The 16,160-nt window shown below is 57.1% G+C and carries 13 protein-coding genes; 1 reads left to right on the top strand and 12 read right to left on the bottom strand.

The features are described 5' to 3' along the window. Positions 1–381 precede the first annotated feature (381 nt). Entirely contained in the window at positions 382–1,560 is a 1,179-nt protein-coding gene (gene lpxB / locus OSO_RS0113255; protein ID WP_237729279.1) for a lipid-A-disaccharide synthase, read from the top strand. A 125-nt stretch (positions 1,561–1,685) separates the two neighbouring features. Here lpxB and OSO_RS0113250 read toward each other — a convergent pair whose 3' ends face one another. The 12 genes from OSO_RS0113250 to OSO_RS0113190 all read right to left on the bottom strand — a co-directional run bounded on the left by OSO_RS0113250 (position 1,686) and on the right by OSO_RS0113190 (position 16,083). Beyond that, a complete protein-coding gene (locus OSO_RS0113250; protein ID WP_010583774.1) occupies positions 1,686–3,341 on the bottom strand; it encodes a pyridoxal phosphate-dependent decarboxylase family protein in 1,656 nt (551 codons plus the stop codon). Positions 3,342–3,779: 438 nt separating this feature from the next. Next, positions 3,780–5,549, bottom strand: a complete 1,770-nt coding sequence (locus OSO_RS47900; protein WP_010583773.1) for an RNA polymerase sigma factor — start codon at positions 5,547–5,549, stop codon at positions 3,780–3,782. 346 nt (positions 5,550–5,895) lie between these two features. Continuing rightward, entirely contained in the window at positions 5,896–7,545 is a 1,650-nt protein-coding gene (locus OSO_RS0113235; protein ID WP_010583772.1) for a LamG domain-containing protein, read from the bottom strand. A gap of 244 nt (positions 7,546–7,789) precedes the next feature. Continuing rightward, entirely contained in the window at positions 7,790–8,200 is a 411-nt protein-coding gene (locus tag OSO_RS0113230) for a hypothetical protein (RefSeq protein ID WP_157605175.1), read from the bottom strand. A 68-nt stretch (positions 8,201–8,268) separates the two neighbouring features. Then, entirely contained in the window at positions 8,269–9,042 is a 774-nt protein-coding gene (locus OSO_RS0113225; RefSeq protein ID WP_010583770.1) for a sulfite exporter TauE/SafE family protein, read from the bottom strand. Continuing rightward, positions 9,039–11,249 carry a heavy metal translocating P-type ATPase gene (locus OSO_RS0113220; RefSeq protein ID WP_157605174.1) on the bottom strand — a complete coding sequence of 737 codons (2,211 nt, stop codon included), beginning with the start codon at positions 11,247–11,249 and terminating at the stop codon, positions 9,039–9,041. Before OSO_RS0113220 ends, OSO_RS0113225 begins: the two co-directional genes overlap by 4 nt. A gap of 62 nt (positions 11,250–11,311) precedes the next feature. Then, positions 11,312–11,485, bottom strand: a complete 174-nt coding sequence (locus OSO_RS50790; protein WP_010583768.1) for a hypothetical protein — start codon at positions 11,483–11,485, stop codon at positions 11,312–11,314. Next, entirely contained in the window at positions 11,486–11,929 is a 444-nt protein-coding gene (locus tag OSO_RS0113210) for a hypothetical protein (RefSeq protein ID WP_010583767.1), read from the bottom strand. Between the two features lie 4 nt (positions 11,930–11,933). Next, the gene (locus OSO_RS0113205) at positions 11,934–12,620 is read right to left on the bottom strand and encodes a cbb3-type cytochrome c oxidase subunit II (protein ID WP_010583766.1); all 687 of its coding nucleotides are present in this window, start codon (positions 12,618–12,620) and stop codon (positions 11,934–11,936) included. Positions 12,621–12,689: 69 nt separating this feature from the next. Further along, positions 12,690–14,111 carry a cbb3-type cytochrome c oxidase subunit I gene (locus OSO_RS0113200; protein WP_010583765.1) on the bottom strand — a complete coding sequence of 474 codons (1,422 nt, stop codon included), beginning with the start codon at positions 14,109–14,111 and terminating at the stop codon, positions 12,690–12,692. Between the two features lie 57 nt (positions 14,112–14,168). Continuing rightward, positions 14,169–14,831 carry a hypothetical protein gene (locus tag OSO_RS0113195; RefSeq protein WP_010583764.1) on the bottom strand — a complete coding sequence of 221 codons (663 nt, stop codon included), beginning with the start codon at positions 14,829–14,831 and terminating at the stop codon, positions 14,169–14,171. A 199-nt stretch (positions 14,832–15,030) separates the two neighbouring features. After that, on the bottom strand, positions 15,031–16,083 hold the full coding sequence (locus OSO_RS0113190; RefSeq protein WP_010583763.1) for a cytochrome c: 1,053 nt from the start codon (positions 16,081–16,083) through the stop codon (positions 15,031–15,033). Positions 16,084–16,160 lie beyond the last annotated feature (77 nt).

Below are 16,160 nucleotides of genomic sequence, written 5' to 3'. Positions count from 1 at the left end.
CTGCCGAATAGAATCGTCCATGACATCGCCTGACTATGCCACTGCGATTTCAAAGACTCAAAGCAGCCTGTTGAAGTAAGGGGGACAGGCACCTTGGCGTTCACGATGTCATGGTGTTTTTTCATCTGGTCGGTGCCAGTCCCCGTTACTTCAATAGGCTACTGGTCAGTGGCACAACGCGCTTTCTTCCTCGCGCCCCTCGAAGAGTTCGCGCCCCAACGCGTGGCGGCACTCCAAATCTGTCTGTTCAGGTACTCATCGCGGTTGTGACGTCTGCTGGAATTCGCAATTCCTCATTTCGGGCTTGACCTCATTGGCGATTTCTGGGAACGGTGCGCCCTTGGCGACGCGATCAGCCTTTGTTTCGAGCATGAGTACTGAATGATGCACATCTTTTTTTCTGTCGGTGAACCGAGTGGCGACCAGCACGCGGCACATTTGATTCGAGAATTGAACCGACGTCGGTCGGATTTGCGGATCTCGGGGTTTGGTGGTTCGTCCATGGAACAGGCCGGCTGTCACCTGTTGTTTCCACTGACGACCATGGCCGTGATGGGGGTGTTTGCGGTCCTTCCTCTCATCTGGAAGTTCTACAAACTGGTCAAGCGGGCCGAGGCGTACTTCGATCAGCACAAGCCTGATCTGGTGGTCCTGGTCGACTTTCCAGGCTTTAACTGGTGGATTGCGCGCAAGGCGAAAGCTCGCGGAATTCCCGTCGTCTATTACATGCCGCCTCAGTTGTGGGCGTGGGGTTCGTGGCGGATCAAGCGTGTCCGGAAGTATGTCGATCTCGTTCTATCCGGTTTGAATTTTGAAACCGAATGGTATGCCGAACGGGGAATTCCCGTGATGTACGTCGGTCATCCGTTCTTCGACGAAGTGGCCGATCACAAGCTCGATGACTCGTTCTGTCGAGAATGGGGCAATGGCGATTTGAAAACGGTGGCCATTCTGCCCGGGTCACGAAAGCAGGAATTGAATCGCTGCTGGCCCGTCATGCTGAGTGCCATCCAACGGTTGCACGAACGATTTCCTGACGTAAATTTCCTGGTGGCCAATTACAAGGAAACCCAGCGGCAGTTCTGCATCCAGGAATATGAAAAGTTGCAGCAGGTTCTGCCTGTGTCGTTCTTTGTCGGCAAGACTCCCGAAATCATTCAGATCGCAGACTGTGCCGTGAATGTTTCGGGATCGGTCAGTCTTGAGATGCTGGCGCGAGGAACTCCTTATGTCACGATCTATCGATCCAGTTGGGCGACGTATTTGATTGGGCAGATGGTGATTGTCTGCAAGTATTTCTCGCTGCCCAACCTGATTGCCGGTCGGATGATGATGCCCGAGCATTTCAATGTGGGGAATCCTCAACCGATGATCAATGCGATCGTGTCGGACATCAGCAAATGGCTCGAGAATCCAGCCGCTTTGGCGAAAGCCACGACGGAACTCAAGGATCTTCGCAATAAGATCCATAGCACCGGGGCCACGCGTCGCACCGCCGAACTCATTCTGAGCTGGATGGACAACAAGCCTGAGTCGGTGGAGCGGTCGATTGCGGCCTAGGGGGGTATGCCACGCCTGGTAACGCGGTTGCGAAGTCTGGCAGGGCCGGAGTAAACAACGAATCGCGTTGCCCGCAGACGCATTCCCCTTCGCCGCCTTCGGGGCGAAGGAAATGTGTTCTGTCATCAGGGCTTCTGCGCTTGTTCGGCGGCGATTTGGGCTCTGGCTTTCCACAAAGATTCGAGGACGGCGTCGATATATTGTTCTTCGGAGAACGGGCTCAGGATGTAGCTCTTGAGGGCCACGATGGGTTCGCCATAGTCCGTCTCGCGGTAGCAATCAGTCAACGAGATCACGACACCGCCACCTTGCAATGCATCGGCCTGAACCAGTTGATAGATGCGGCGATTGTATTCGTTGTGAAGCCGTAACTGGTCGCGGTAGGTGGCATCCTTTTGCTCGCGCTCTGTGATGCTGAAGGTGTCGACTCCGTCGGGATAGACTCGAAACAGCGTGACCGGACCGAAGTTGCCGCGGTTCACGACTGTGGTCGCGGCGTGGCCTTCGAGATGTTCGCGTAAGACCTCGGCCATCGAAACGACGTGTCCCAGCAAGGCGCGGAATCCGTCCTTGCCGAACAACCGGAGATTCGCCAGGGCGGCCATCGGCGCACTGCCTCCGCGTGTCGTTTCGAGCGTATACCGACCGGGATGATAGTGGCCGTCATGAAACAGATACGGTGTGTCCGACTGTGCGCGAGTGATCAATTCCAAGTCGATTGCCTCTTTGACCAGGAACAGACTCGACACGTAGGGCGTGAATCCGGTCTTGTGAAAATCAATGCCAACCGAATCGGCCAAAGGCAACTCGCGAATCCGTCGCCGGGTTCCAGCCAGAGCCCGGACGGTGCGAAGGCGAAACTCGAGCGGGTTCTTGTCGAAGTCGTAGTCGTTGAAGACGGACCACGCCCATCCAATCACCGCGTCGCCGTGGAGATGCGGGCGATAGTCGAGGTGAAACTCATCCACCAGACGGTCGCGGATCTCGCGGATCGACTTCAGGTCGTCCAGGCCGAAGTGGTCGGTGGTGCCCATGGTGGCCACGATCGCGGCGATCTTGCCGCCATTTTTGAGAACATCGCGCGCCATCGATTCGAGCAGACAGACCTGCATTTCGTTGTCGACCGAGCACGGGATTGAGATCACGTTACCTCGTCCGATTCCCAGCCAGTTCGCGACGCTCAGGCAGGCATAGTGAGCCCGCTCGGAACAGAAAATGACCGCTCGTTCGGTGATCCCGCGGTCCGCCGTACCGGGGCAGGCTTTTTCCAGGCCCAGTTTGACGGCGTAGAGCAGCGTGCCAGTACCGCCGAAAGTGAAGAGTCCCGCCGAACGAGCGGGATCATAGCCAATCAATTCGGCAGTCATTGTCGAGACTTCAACCTCGGCGACCCCGACCTGGCGCGACGATTCTTCGCTGACCAGATTCGGGTTGTAGATCGACGGCAACAGGCCCCCAATCACGCTGGCGATCGTCGGGGGAGGGATGACGTTGATTTGGGCCCGGGGATGACCCCAGATGAACATGCCGGACAGATGTTCGACCAGCATCTGCGTGACTTGTTCGAGGGATTGCGGTCGTTCTTCGACGCGCGATCGTTTCGCCGCGTCGTAATCGAGCGTCACTGCTTTGCCCAGCAATGGCGAGACCGACTTCATCCCATCGAGTTGATCGAGTGCTCGCAAGAACGAGAAGACGAAGTAGGCATCGTGGACACGATCAGAGACGGGTTGCGGAAATCCTTGCCGTAGCGAGGTCACCAAATCGACATAAGCAGACATCAGCCAAATTCCCGGGAGAAACGATCGACCACGAGCACCTGTGGACGAATGGTTTTACCACGGATGGCACTGAAGGGCACGGGACAGCCGATGCGAACGAGCGTGGCGACATTTTTTCCCTCGTTACCAAGCACCACTTGGTGACGCCTCTTGCGATTCACTTTCTTGTCTCGAGCAGGAAAGTGGCCTCGGATCGATGTCTACATTTCTGAAGTGTAGGAACAAAGGCCTGTAGGACCGGCCATTTGAAGGGGACGCGAATTCGGCTTGGGTGAATGATCGGCCTTACAGGCCTCAATGGAGTTTTTTGGGGGGGAACCCAGCCCGTCGGAGTCCTGCGGCCTCCTTTGGGCTGGGCTGGTGGAATGGCTGGGCCATTTGGCCCGCAAACGATTTGGAACGAGGGGAAACGGCAGTGCAGGACAAACATTCGCAACATCAAAAGCCGGGGTTCGCCTTGGTTGGTTTTGTTTCATCTACTCGCTGCTCACCCAAGAGTTCGTCCAGGAACTCGTTGATTTCGTCATGAATTCGTTGAGTCTGACGGATGATCAGCTTTTGTTCAAAGATACTAATCGTTCCTTCTGCTTCTCCGGCGACCCGATCGCCATCTTTTTGAGGTGCCCACGAGTCAGGGTGTACCGATTTGGGAATGACTTCGACCAGTTGCTTCAAGAGGGGGGCGTTGTTCGCCGGCGAGGCGATTAGTGGCTTGTCGAAATACACACGCGTCTCGAACGTATTTTGGGCGCGCGTTTGGGTGGTGATGATCAATTGATCATTCTCCAGCACGTAGTCGAGTGCAAGGGGGTCTAACATGAGCCGCAGCGTGTTTTTCAAAGGGATCTCATTCACCGTCAGCGTGACCGGAACATCCGTGGAAATTCCCTCATCGCTGAGAGCTTTGTTGTCGAACTGAACGGCAATCCCGTGCGTCGACTTGAAGACGTCAATGGCTTCATGAAGAGGTGTGTCGACGAAGTTCGCTTCCGAGTTCACTTCCAATTCGGTCAGGATCTGTTGGGCTTTTGCGCTCCGTTTTTTCGTATCCCATTTTTTCCTGATGGGTTTGGGGAGCTGGACTGATCCAAATGGAAGCTTGACGTCCTTCGCTTTGGTAAATGCATCAGTGGTCTCGGATTCGGATGAATTGAAGGTCGCGTTTTTGGAACCTGGCTTGAACTCGTCCGATTGGGGACGCTCGGAATTCGCCGGTTTCGAATCCGCCGCCTGAATTGGGTCGACCGCAAGCGTCGCGATGCTGGCGGCGTTTTCGATTCCCTGGAGCGCCGAAAGGGTCGAGACAATTCCAGCCGCCTGGGCGGTTCCCTGTGATCCCTCGTCGAAATAGCCGATGGTTCCTGTTGCCAGAGCCAGGCATCCCAATGTCAGACCGATCGTCAATACCGCTTTGGTTCCCGTTGTCATGACGAAAACTTCCTTTCCGGCGAGCTCGAGCGCCCGTGTTGAGATGTGTTGACTTGAGATTCGTTCCGGTGCAAAGCGGCAGGAGGAGAAATCCCACGCCAGGCCCGTCTGGACCGTTGCTTCGATCAAAGCCTCTGATGCCACTGCCGATGTCGATCCTTGCGCCAATTGAATCGCAGTTAACGCGGCACCAATGGTCACTCCACGTTTCAGCAACCGCTGTCGTAATTCGTCTTTTCCCCGTTTGAGCAGCCCCTCGACCGCACCGACGGTCAGCCCCAATTCCGTGGCCACGTCGCTAGGAGACTTTCCCGCCAGATATCGCAGCACCAGTGGCTGGCGGTACCGTTCTGGCAGTGCGTTCAGTTCCGCATCCAAAAGCTGGTGATCGTGGCGGTCCGCGACTCCCGCCAGGATTCCGAGATCGATCACATTGTCTTCTTCCACGAGAGTGGTCTCCCGTCGTCGTCGTTTCTGGCGTGTGACCTGCAGGGAAATCCGATAGGCGACTCCATACAGCCAACTTGCCAGAGACGTTTGTTTCCGCACTCGTCTGGCATCGCGAATCAGGACCAGAAAAGTGGCCTGAAACGCGTCTTCAATATCGTTCGCGTCGCGTAAGACTCGGCGGCAAACGCCCAGGACCATGGGGCTGTGTCGTCGGACGAGTTCGGCGAATGCGAATTGATCACGAGCACCGACGAAACGTTCGATCAACTCCGGATCGCTGGGCGCGGGCGAAGCAGTGATCAACTCGGCGTTGAGTTCGGCGATGCTCATGGTTTTCGATAGATAGTGGCGCGAGCGATCTATTTCCGGCGCGCATTCTGCCAGATTTTTGAGAAAAGTGGGAAGAATTTGGACGGAGGGAGATGAAGAGGCGTTTCCAAGCGGGAGCGTCGTAGCGAGGGAAAGGCGTATTCTCCTCGTTGCCATGCTTCCACTTGGCGACGCTTCCTAGACGTCAGAAATGTGTACGACGGGCCGTGGCCACTTTCCTGCTCGGGAGAATGTCAAATCGTAGGAGGCGTTACCAAGCGGGAGCTTGGTAACGAGGGAACGAAGCTCCCGCTTGGTAACGAGGGATAGACTGGAGTTGGAGGGCCGAAGGTGGAGCTGGTCTGACTCACGGTTTCGTGGCCAATTTTCGAATCTCGTCGGCGGAGAGGGCGTAGCGATGGAGTTGCACATCAGCCATCGCGCCGTGAAAGAAATCGCCACTGCCGGCGCCGATCTGCCATGGTTGATCGTTTGAGAGGTTGAGTGGGGTCGCCGCGCTGCTTGTCGCTTTCGAAACCAATTCTCCGTCGACAAAGAGCCGCAGTTCCTTTCCCGCGCGTTGTGCGGCGATGTGGTGCCAGCCGGTGGGAAACTCGCGATCCCAGGTCGTACAAAGACCGGTCTCCATCGACCAGATATGTCCCGATGGCAACGTCGTATTGAACAGCTTTCCGCGATACTGCGCCATCGTCCAGAGGCGGCGGTACTTCACGTCGGGAGTTGTGTCGAGCTGCTTCAGCAGTTCCCAGTGTTCGCCACCTTCGTAACGATAAATCTGACCGAGAGGTAAAGTCCCCCCATAGAACGAACCGTTGTGAACCAGCATTCCCATCACTTCGAGTTCCGTTCCGGTTCGGCCTCGGTCGATCCACTGTGCATTGTTCCATTCGAACACTTTCCCGGTCGCCCAGGTCGCGACTTGCAACTTGCCCTGGTACGCGGCAAACGCATAGGTCTGGGTATTGGCCGCTTCGCCGACCTGACCCATGTCGGTCCAAGTCTCGCCGTCGAATCGATAGACGTGTCCTTCGTCGTAGCCACTGGCCCACAAGCTTCCGTCGAACACACCGAGTGCTTCAACGCGTTTCCCATTGGGAAGGCTGAGAGGTGTCCAGCGTTGGTCGCCGTCGTAGCGGAAGAAGGCGGCCGGCTTGTAGAGCGAGCTTACGTACAACTTGCCTTTGTAGTTGACCATCCCGCCGACTGCCTCGACACCGGGAAGGTGGCCGACTTCCTGCCACTGCGACTTGTCGTTCAGGCGGAAGATGCGACCGCCCAGATTCGGGTTTTCCGATTCCTGCAGCGACGATCCCCCCAGCCGGTACTTGCCGGACCCGACATACAGATGACCGTCGAAGGCGGCCATTCCCGTAATACTGTTGGCCTTATCGGGTGAACCCAGGTCGGTCCACTTGTCAGCGCCTTCGTAGGCAAACACGTGCCCGGCTTGATCGACGCCGGCCTCACACGTTCCGACATACAGGCGATCGTCATGAACGGCCATCGATTGGCCGAAGACAGCGCGACCAGGACGCCCCTCATCCGTGAAAATCGGATCGGTTCCCGCATCAACGCCAAACTGCAGTTGCCGGAAATTGGCTTGACTATGAGTCACGCCCGAATTGGTTCGCAAACTGAGATGAAACCCCGTTCGCGTCTTCGGATCAAAACTGCTGAGCAAATCTCCCAGGTCATCATCGGCGGAATCCGACGCATGGACCCAGAGTGACAGCGTGAAGTCAGAGGTGCCCAGCTGCAGGGCCGCATGGGCGGGAACTCGCACATGGTCGCCCCGTCCATTCAACGTGGCGTACTGCTTGGGAAAGACACCGGTCGAATAAGAGAGCCCCAGCGCCGTTCCGTCGGGGGACGACGAGACGGCGTTTTTGGTGTCGCCGGAAAGTTTCCAAACGGCAGCAGGTTCTTCCGCATTCAGACTCGAAAAACCTGTCACAGCGACGAAGGTCAGCAAGAGGGACGTGATCTGGTAGCGCATCGATTCTCACGTTTATGGAAAAGTGTCTGGATGGCCTGGCAGCCTGTTGAAACAGAGAGTTAACGCCTTCGTCATGACGACATCATGGCGTTTTCGAATCTGCGGAAAGCCGGTCCGCGCGGTTCCAACACGCTGCTCATGCGGGGCCGCCGCATGCGTTACCGTTATGCGAAATGAACGGGCCAAGTGTCAATCGAGCGGGGTGAATCGAGCCCACCGAATCAAGGGGCAACGTCGTGGCGGTTCAGTTGGGTCCGCGGAGTCCGGCCTTGGCCGCGATGACACCCACCAGTAGCAGATGGACCAGGACCACGATGGTCCCGACACCGATCAACGTCAGTGATCCATCATCCTTGCCCGCTTTTCGACCGAGCAATCGAGTCGAAATGACCGCGCAGACCCACGTCCAGTGAAACATGACATGGACGACGACGGCGGCGGCAAAGATGCAGAATGTCGTTGTCAGGGAGTCGATCCAGTCGACCGACGTCGCGCCCCACACTTTCCAATCGAGTCCGGCACCGCGTGGAAACACGATTTGAAGGACCGCAATGATCCAGGCCTGAATCATGAATGTCACGAGTAGAAATACATCGATCCAGAAATTGATGATCGTCAGATGACGGCTCCAGAACGTGGCGGGGGGCGAAGACATTCGTGTGGCTCTTTGGATCTTGGGGCTGGCATCCGGCGTCGCAAGTGGACTCGTCGATTTCGTCACGTTCATTTCCAACTCGCGAACCAGGTCGTAGCCAAAGGAGATGCTGGAGCCGATGGCTGAGAGAGATTGGTTTGTTTCGCGCAGAACGGACAGGCTTCTGGTGGCGAGTTCTCGGGCATTCCAAGGAAGGCGGCGCCGCGTGCTACCGTCAGGAGTCCCGTCGCCATGACGGACCAGGCCGAGATCTGCCAGATGCGTTGCCGTGTGTTCACGTGAAACCAGGACATGCCGCAGCCAGCGAGCAGCATCAGGGGAATGGTCCCCACACCAAACGCGATCATCGTCAGCATGCCATTGACGAGATCATGCGAACTGGCCGCCAACGAAACAAAGGCGTAGACCAAACCACATGGCAGCAGTCCCGTCAAAATTCCGGCGGTGAAGGCATTTCGCAGGCCGGGGGTTTTCAGGATGGTCGAGAACAAGGGGCGCAGCAGGCAACCTGTTGTGGAATGTCCATGTACGCTGCGCCGCCAGATTCCCGTGGCTGCCAGTCCTTCTCGAATGAGAAACAGGCCGGAAATCAGGCACAAGATCGCCGGAACATGCACGATTTGTGGAGCCGATTCGATCAGTCGCTTGCCGGCGAATCCCGCCGCCGCTCCCAAAGTCGAATAGCTGATGATGCGTCCAGCGCTGTAACAGAGTTGAGCACGCAAGTTCGCAGCGAACGTCCCCGTGTTCAATCCCACGAGTGCGGCAAACCCTCCGCACATCCCCAGGCAATGGGACGAGCCAAGTAATCCGCTTAACATGATCAGCCACCAGGGAGTCATGGCGTCGCCTTTGGGTATGCCCGGAAGTCGGGCGGCGCGACATCTGACGTCGCGCCGCCCATTCCCTGCGCCGAATCGTGGCGGAAGAAAGACGACTTTGAAGAGAGCCGCAATGAGTTTCCGAGTACCATCAGGCTACTGGCCACCATCAGAATGGCGGCGAGTGCAGGATGAAGTTGGCCAGAGGCTGCGACGATCACGCCGACACTGTTATAAGCAAACGACCATGCCAAATTCGTCCTGATCGTCCTGACGGTTCGTCGCGAAAGATCATAGATCCAAGGAACAAGCCGCAGATCGGTCGTCAGCAGGCAAATGTCGGCGGAATCGCGACTGACATCCGCTCCGCAGCCGAGTGCAATTCCGACATCGGCAGCAGCCAGCGCCGGGGCATCGTTCAGTCCATCGCCCACCATCGCGACGAGGTCATACTGATCGTGTGCTGAACGAACAGCCGCCAGTTTATCCTCGGGCAGTAGCTCTGCCTCAACGGGCAGGTTCAGCTTTTTCGAGAAAGACATCGCACGCGCCGCGCGATCGCCTGTCAGAATCGACTGATCCAGACTTCGATTGCGGCATTCCTCGATCGCCTCGATCGTTTCTGGACGAATCGTTTCCTCAAGAATAAAGAGACCGCGCACCGCCCCCCGAAAACCGATCGCGACGACGGGACAGTCGATGTAAACAGGGGCATGGAGCACGGTGGACAAGTGCGGTCCCCAGGACAGTCCACTGTCGTTCATCAACGAAGGAGATCCCAGTAGAACGGTGTCGCCGTGAAGTGTGACCAGGCGCAGTCCGCGGCCGGGGATCGTCTGAACGTCACCTGCGAGATCCATTGAGTGAGGATCATGGCGGACGTTTCCGACGGGCCATTGGGATTCGGGATCGGCAGGCACAGGTGTCGAATCGGAAACGGTCGAAGTCACGCCGACGACATCGGTCAACTCGTCACGAATCGCGCGCGAAAACAAATGATTGGACGAGGCGGTCATGTACCGCGCTGTCGCGATGACGTTCATTCGGTCGGCCGATGATTCGCCGACGATTTGCAGGACTTGCGGTGTGCCCGTGGTCAGCGTTCCTGTTTTGTCCCAGCGGATCGCGCGGATGCCCGCCAGTGTTTCCAAGGCCGCACCGCTACGGCAGAGGATTCCCTTCTCGGCCGCGGTTCCCATCGCGGCCCAGATCGCAAGCGGCGTGGCGAGTGCCAGCGAGCAGGGGCAGGCAATGAGAACCACCGAAAGTGCCGTTAAGAGGCCGTAATCCCAGTCCACGCGCAGGCCGTGAAAGACAAATGCGGCGATCGCCACCACGCTGATGATGGGAAAAAACCATTGTGACCAGGTATCGCTGAGCTGCTGGTAGCGACCTTTCGAGATGCGGGCCATGCGTACGGCGTTGATGAGTTTTCCCAAGGCGCCGCCCGTGGGTGGTGCGGTAACTTCGACCAAGAGGTCTCCATCCAGATTGATCGTGCCGCCCAGTAAAAGATCTCCGCAGTTCTTTTCGATCGGGCAGCTTTCACCCGTGAAGAACTGTTCGTCGACGACGCCGCGTCCACGCAGAATCCTTCCATCCAAGGGAATTCGTTCACCTGCCCGAACGCGAAAGTGTTCACCGACCACCATCAGCGCCCGAGGAACGTCGATCTCACCCACGGCGTTCGCGCGATGGACGAGATCCGGAACGAGTCGTTCGAGATGTTCCAGCGCATGTGACGCCTGGGCTCGTCCGGCCGCTTCCATCCAGCGGCCAAGCGTGACAAAGACCAGAATCACGCAGCCCACTTCAAAATAGACATGCCCCTCATCGCGCAGCGTGTGCAGGGCGGACAATGCGAATGCGGCGAGAACTCCAATCGAAAGCAGCAAGTCGGTCGAGACTCGTCCATTACGAAGGCCGGCCCAGGCGTGACTGATGAGCGGTCGGCCCAAGAGCAACAAGACGGGGACCGAGAACGCCAGCGCGCCATACCGCAGAAAGTTGCGAAGCGCGAGCTCAAAGGGAAGTTGGGTCTGCCCGGTGTAGCTCCACAGAGCCATGGTGAGCATCACAACATTCATCGTAAAAAAGACGGAAAGCCCCAGAGCGGTGGCGGGGCCGAACACCGATTCGGTTCCCGGGGCGGAACTGGTGATGCTGGCGGCGAACCGGCATCCAAAACAACAGAATTCTGGTTCCGAGGTTTGTCTGGTTCTTGCCACCGGCAGATCACAATAGTGACATCGCGCGGGCTCTGGACAGTCGTGCTGTGGCGAGGGCTGGTTCATGGTGGCGACAGGAGCTCGGACTGAATTGCCGGAAGAAAATAGGTGATCGCGTAGCCGATGGCGAAGATCCAGAAGATCAACCACATCAAGCGGACGTACCAGGGGATCACATGGCTGGAATAGGTGTGATAGTTCAATTCATCATCTGGCGTGTTTTTTTCTGGCGACATTTACGGCCCTTCCGAAGCTGGCGACGTGCGGGCGAAGTCTCCCATCGCGTCCAACCGTTGTTCATTTTCAAACATGGTACGACTGGGACGATCCAGATCCTGGAATGCGCCGCGTGAGGCCGTCCAAAGCAGCAAACACAAAAAGCCCGCCGTCGCGAACAGGTAGTTCATGATCGGCGTAATGGCGAACGCACCCTCTTCATCCCCCTGAACGACGAGCACCAGATCCAGGAACTTGTTGGCGAAGCCCAGAATGGTGGGAATCAGAACGAGGGCGGCAAAGAACCACGTCAGCCAGTGCGTGCGATAAGGCGGCTCGGATTTCGTTTCGATCACAGCCGAGTCCTTTGTCGAGAGTTGATTTGCGGTGGAGTCAGAGGAGGAGCTGGTGACCGTCGACGTCGATTGCGACGTTGTGGCCGGTCCTGGATGGGACGTGGTCATGGGGTTACTCCGCGAGGGCTGCCGTCTTGATCGGAACAGGCAAGTAGTCTTCGTAATACGGATAGGTCTCGTGCCACGACCCGAGCCATTGGACATAGGTGATCAGTGCCAGGCCACGAGCGGTGGGCTGGTCTGGTTTTCCATCGAACAGCCACGGATAGCGCGGCATGGGTGAGTCTTTCGACAGCGTCTGCGGATCGAAAAAATGCACGGCATGCCAATCGTTGGATCGGCGTCCCCCTTCGCGGCTGAGATCGGGACCCACGCGCCGGGTTCCAAACATCACCGGACGTTGAAGTTCGTTCTGATATTCCCAGGACTTTGAAACGGGCCCCCAGCGGCGATCTTCATTGGAGACGGGACGTACGAACTGGCTATGGCAGTGCCAGCACCCTTCACCGACGTAGATCTGTCGCCCCAACCGAAGTGCCTTGGCACAATTTTCGTCGTACCAGTGGCCGGCCGCTTCGAGATCTTCGGGAGGTTTCCCATAGGCCGTTTCAAAGGCTTGCGGGAAGCGTTGTGCCAGGTCTTCAAACTGATAGCGCAGATTGCCATTGACCAGTTGTTCGGCCGTTTGCTCGGGCAGATGCCGGTACATCAGAATGGGGACCACAGCATTTGAGAGAAATGCGATCGCGAAGAAGCCGACTCCCGCGATCAATAGGATGCCTGATTTACGTTCAAACATAAGGTGACTTTCTGAACGATGTCTCGACGAATGAACGATCGAATGTGGTTCGATTCTTGTTAAGAAAACTTACGATGCGAGCGGCGAGACAACATTGATGGCCGGCAGCAGGTTTCTCGATTTCTGCCACGTCATGTAGAAGTTGACGACGAACAGAATCTGAGCCGAGAACATGACCAGTCCCGCGACCAGGCGGACCGACCAGAATGGAATCGAAAGTTGGATGGATGTTTCCCAAGGGTGGAGCGCGGCCCAGGACCATCCTTGAAACAGCCCTCCCAGAATCAGATCACCGGCCATGACCATCAGCCCACCGCTCGATGCCCAGAAGTGCCATTCGCACCAGGTTTCGCTGTACCATTCGGTCTTCAGAATTCGCGGAACCAGATAGGTCATCACTCCCAGTTGCCACAAACTGAACACTCCGAACATCACCATATGGGCGTGTCCGACGACCCAGTCGGTGAAGTGGATCAACGCCTGGAATGTCATGGTGACCTGCAGGGCACACTGCAGACATGTCAGGAAATAGAACATGATTCCGGTATAGAAGTATCGCAGAGGCAGGTTGCGAACGACGCGTCCACCCGTTCCGTACAGGGTTCCCAGGAAGTTAATGATCACCGTGATCACGACAAATTCGAGCGCAATTGTGGAAAGGACCGCTCCATACTGAAGGAACATGGGGATCGGTGTGTACAGGAAGTGGTGAATGCCCTGCAGAGGATAAAAGAACGCCAGGCCCCAGAATCCCACCAGCGACAAACCGTGACTCCACATGGGCCGCTGTAGAAGAATGGGCACAAAGTAGTACAACATTCCCCAGCCGAGAGGGGTCACGAACAGCCCCACGAGATCGTGGATGAAGAGTCCCCCGATCGCTCCGGCGCTTGATCCGCAGACGAAGTATTCGGTGACGAAGTTTCCCATGGCGTACGTCAAGAAGGTCCAGACCAATGCCGCCAAGTAGTACCAAAGCGTGACGTAAAGCGGTCCTTTCACTTGCAAGATCGGGGCACCAAAATTGATCGCGACCAGCAGCAGCCCCAACTGGGCGAGGGGATCGATCCAGACGGGTGTTTCACCCCATTCCACGCCTTGCGCCTGACCGAACATCAATCCGACGGCGGTTGCGAGCACCACGAATTGCCATGCAAAAAAGATCAGGTACGAAAGCCGGCGATCAAACACCGGATGCAGCGTGAGCCGGGGAACGACCCAGTGCATGATCCCCAGAAAGCCGTTGGCCAGGAACCCGTAGGCGATGGCATTTGTATGGATCATGCGCCATCGTCCTGGCGACAGCAGTTCGATCGCCGGAAGCGGATTGTGCCGGATGAGCTGAAGTCCCATCAGCAGGCCCGCCAGCATCGAGACCGTCATGAACGTCAGTGCGGCGATGAAGTACCAAAGGACAATGCGGCCATCGACCAAATCCTCGTGCCGCGGCATGGTCTGATTGGCGGTGATCTCGTGCGATTGAGGAGTCATTCCACTCTTTCTGATGAACTTGATAGCCGATTCAACGTGTCTGCCAGTTGCTGCATGTCATTTTGAAACGGGATCTGACGTCGGTCGTTTGTAGGCTTCGAAAGCACCCCATGGATAAAGCACTGCCAACGTCCAGCCGAAAACCAGATGCGTCGACAACGCCACCCAGCTCGGCAAATACTGCGAATTCGTAATCCAGTTGCCGCCAAACAGCAGCGGTTGCAGCCAGGACAGAATCAGCCAGAAATTGATGAACCACAGCGCGACCGCCAGTCCTGTCGCGACCACCAGGCGGTATCCGAATGACTTGAATTGAGTCAGTCGGACGAGTGTCACGAAAAAGGGAACACCAAGAATCATCCCTGTCGCCAGGTAAAGGCAGCAGCCAACGGCGAGGACGACGCCGTCACCGATGGCATAGACATCCTTCGTTCCCGACGCGAGCTCCAGCGCCCGCTCGCCCAAGGGAAACGTCAAGTAGACTCGAATTAACTCCAGGGGGGACTTGCCGGCGATTGGCGCGCCGATGACATTCACCAGCAGACTCATGGCTGCTCCGAAGGCGCCGAGCAAAAATCCGGTCGTCGCGTAGTACTCGGAATAGAATCCCTGCGGGGGCCACGGCTGAATCGGACCAGCCTCTTTCATTTCTGCTTCGAGTTGGTCGAGGCGATTCCGTAGTTCTTCCAGTTCACGGACTTTCTGAGCATCGAATGTCACGGTGACTGCCCTTCTCTCAAGGATCAAACATGGGTTGCAGCATGGGCCAGGGGCCAGTGCGATGGATGCAATTTCGATTGGATCAAACGGATGTGAGGCCGAGAGTCACCGGAGACTCTCAAGGACGGGCATCTCGGAAATTCAGACGTAATGTTTTTTAAACGTTCGCCGTGTCATCGCCCGCTCGCCCTCATCGTTGTCAATGTTCAACGTGCGTCGATGTCGTCGCTGCCGCAGAAACTGGAACGTAAGGCTTGATCGCACCCGGTGCAGGGATGTCTCCTTGTCGCCGGCGATTGGTGACGGACAAGACGTACGCCACCAGATCCCAGATCGTTTCGGGCTGGTCTTTCAGTGCATTGGCAAATCCCGGCATCGGCGTACCGTTAATTCCATTGTGAATCCGGCGATAAATATCGATCGGTCGATTGCCGCCGTGCAGCATTCCCGATGTTAGGTCGGCGGCACGTGTCTGATGTCCCCAGGCATCTGCTCCACGATTTTCGGCCGTTTGACCGCGACCGTCGTCGCCGTGGCACTTCGAGCATCCCTTCGACAGGAATGCCGCCTGACCGCGTTTGACTTCGGCCGTCGTAAATTTGGGCTGCGGCGTCATCGGCAGGACTTCCGAGGATTCGGCTTGCGTCCAGCGCGAAAGGACCTGGGGAATCAGTTGCGATTCGACGTCTTCTGGCGTGATTTTCTCGTCAACGTCGGCCATGTCGACAAGTTCTGCTTCGAGTTCGCCGCGGCGCGTCAGCATAAGGACGTAGTCGACGACCGCCTGCTGATCGGCTTCGTGTAGCAGGCTGAATCCGGGCATCGAAGTTCCACGAATCCCCTGTCGAACGGTCCGAAGCAGGTCTTCACGCAAGGGCCGGAAGCCATAAGGCGTCGATGTGAATTTGAAAATCCCTTTGCGGTAGTCGCGAGGCCGGGGATACATGAACACGGCAGCCGGGCCCTTTCCGTCTCCCGTGACGCCGTGGCATTGTTCGCACCGTTGTTGGTAAACGGCCTGGCCCCGCACGAGATCCACAGTACGTTCATCTTCGTCGGAAAGCAGTTTGGTTTTCAGAAAGCTTCCGGTGTGTTTTTCCAGTTCGCTTCGAACCGCCTGTTGCAATTCGGGCGACAATTCACGGGCCGCATCGCTGCTGGCGAACTGCGGAACCTCGGCGCGATGGCAGCCCGCGATCAGGCACAGAATAATGACACCGGCAATCGATGTCTGACAGAGGCGATCGATCACAACGGACTCTCCCGAACGGGGGATTGGGGACGGAACTCTTCGCGCCTGGGTGCGATTTCAAATGGGGCTGAATGTCT

Source organism: Schlesneria paludicola DSM 18645, from assembly GCF_000255655.1.
Taxonomy (GTDB): Bacteria; Planctomycetota; Planctomycetia; order Planctomycetales; family Planctomycetaceae; genus Schlesneria; species Schlesneria paludicola.
Note: the sequence above shows the minus strand (reverse complement) of the source record. Positions and strands in the feature narration are given on the sequence as shown.

Bases quoted from the DNA above. Each gene is read 5' to 3' on its own strand.
- lpxB (WP_237729279.1), top strand. From the start codon at position 382: ATGATGCACATCTTTTTTTCTGTCGGTGAACCGAGTGGCGACCAGCAC.
- OSO_RS0113250 (WP_010583774.1), bottom strand. From the start codon at position 3,341: ATGTCTGCTTATGTCGATTTGGTGACCTCGCTACGGCAAGGATTTCCG.
- OSO_RS47900 (WP_010583773.1), bottom strand. From the start codon at position 5,549: ATGAGCATCGCCGAACTCAACGCCGAGTTGATCACTGCTTCGCCCGCG.
- OSO_RS0113235 (WP_010583772.1), bottom strand. From the start codon at position 7,545: ATGCGCTACCAGATCACGTCCCTCTTGCTGACCTTCGTCGCTGTGACA.
- OSO_RS0113230 (WP_157605175.1), bottom strand. From the start codon at position 8,200: ATGTCTTCGCCCCCCGCCACGTTCTGGAGCCGTCATCTGACGATCATC.
- OSO_RS0113225 (WP_010583770.1), bottom strand. From the start codon at position 9,042: ATGACTCCCTGGTGGCTGATCATGTTAAGCGGATTACTTGGCTCGTCC.
- OSO_RS50790 (WP_010583768.1), bottom strand. From the start codon at position 11,485: ATGTCGCCAGAAAAAAACACGCCAGATGATGAATTGAACTATCACACC.
- OSO_RS0113210 (WP_010583767.1), bottom strand. From the start codon at position 11,929: ATGACCACGTCCCATCCAGGACCGGCCACAACGTCGCAATCGACGTCG.
- OSO_RS0113205 (WP_010583766.1), bottom strand. From the start codon at position 12,620: ATGTTTGAACGTAAATCAGGCATCCTATTGATCGCGGGAGTCGGCTTC.
- OSO_RS0113200 (WP_010583765.1), bottom strand. From the start codon at position 14,111: ATGACTCCTCAATCGCACGAGATCACCGCCAATCAGACCATGCCGCGG.